The following is a 1,436-nucleotide window of genomic DNA, read 5'->3' as shown; positions in this document are numbered from 1 at the left end:
ATGCGGCGGGGAAGGCGTCGCTGTTCGAGCGCGTGCCCGACGCGGCGCGGCTCGCGTGGCCCGACATCGCGGCCATCCTCTCGGGCGTGGTGTCCAGCCTCTCCAAGCTCATGGGCGGCGGCATCGTGGCGTTCTACGCGGGCTGCCAGCTGGGCGGGGTGGCCATGGCCATCACGTTCGCCTTGAGCTTCGTGCTCACGTACCTGGTGGGCAAGATCACGTTTCGCGAGGGCCTGCCCAACAACGTGGTCAGCCGCCTGTACATCTTCGGCACGAAGGGCTCGGCCGCCGGCTCCCTCGTGTGGATATTCCTGCTGGTAGGTGTTCTGGCAGTGGGGACGGTACAGCTGGGCAACGCCATACTGTTCGCGTTCGGCTGGAGCGAGGAGTGGATGCGCTGGGCGCTGTTCGCGGGCATCTCGTGCGTGTGGGTGCTCATGGCGCTCTTCGGCACGAAGGCTATCGCGCGCATGAACGCCGTGTTCGTGGTGGCGCTGTTCGCCGTCATGGGCTACGTGGTGTACCTCGTGGCCGCGAACGGCCAGATGGGCGACGCGCTCACGCACGGGGTGCTCATCCCCGGCGTGGAGGTGGGCGAGGGATTCGCCTACGGGGTGAACTACGCCATCATGACGTCGGGGCTGCTCGCACTCTTCGCCGCCGACTTCACGCGCTTCGCCCGCCGCGAGCGCGACCTCGTGCCCATCTCGCTGGTGGGAAGCCTGTTCGCCGTGGTCACGTATTTGTTCGGCGCGCTCATCACGTACTTCGGCTTCGAACAGTCGGCGGCGTACTTCTCCACCATGGGCTACGATGCCGCGGCGCGCTCATCACGTACTTCGGCTTCGAACAGTCGGCGGCGTACTTCTCCACCATGGGCTACGATGCCGCGGGCGCGGCGCATGCCGCCATCACGAACCCGGGCGTGTCGCTCGTGTTGGCGGCCGGCGGGGTGGGGCTCGCCATCATCTGCCTGTCGCAGATGAAGGTGGAGACGTCGAACTCCATCGGCGGCGCGAACGCGGTGTCGAACCTGTTCGACTCGCTGTTCGGCGTGAAGCTCTCCTGGCCCGCGGCCGTCGTGGTGGCGAACGCCATTGGGCTTTTGTTCATCCTGGGCGGCATCTTGGACCAGGTGAACGCGTTCATGAGCTTCGGCAGCATCCTCACCATCTCGTGGTGCGTGCTGCTCGTCACCGACTACTACCTCGTGCGCGGGCCGATGCGCATAGGCTCGCGCGGCCTGCCGCTCGACCAGGTGGAAAGCGTGAACTGGCGCGGCGTGGCCACCATCGCCGCGGTGAGCGCGGTGAACGGCGTGCTGTACGCCACCGGCGCGGTGGCGGTGCCGTTCGTGACCACGGCACCCATGACCGCGGCCCTGTACGTGGGCTTGAGCTGGCTCGCGCGCGACCGCGTGCGCGCCCGCGAGGCCG

At 67.8% G+C, this 1,436-nt stretch carries 2 protein-coding genes; both read left to right on the top strand.

Annotated features, from left to right (window positions below):
* The coding region (locus tag GPA_RS01035) for a purine-cytosine permease family protein (RefSeq protein ID WP_041238726.1) at positions 1-986 on the top strand (986 nt) is incomplete at its 5' end.
* Positions 926-1,436, top strand: a 511-nt coding sequence (locus tag GPA_RS18635) for a hypothetical protein (protein WP_041238725.1), incomplete at its 3' end; no start/stop codon positions are given. The genes GPA_RS01035 and GPA_RS18635, both read left to right, overlap by 61 nt.

This window comes from Gordonibacter pamelaeae 7-10-1-b (genome assembly GCF_000210055.1).
In the GTDB taxonomy this organism is placed as follows: domain Bacteria; phylum Actinomycetota; class Coriobacteriia; order Coriobacteriales; family Eggerthellaceae; genus Gordonibacter; species Gordonibacter pamelaeae.
This window is presented reverse-complemented; position numbering and strand designations above follow the sequence as displayed.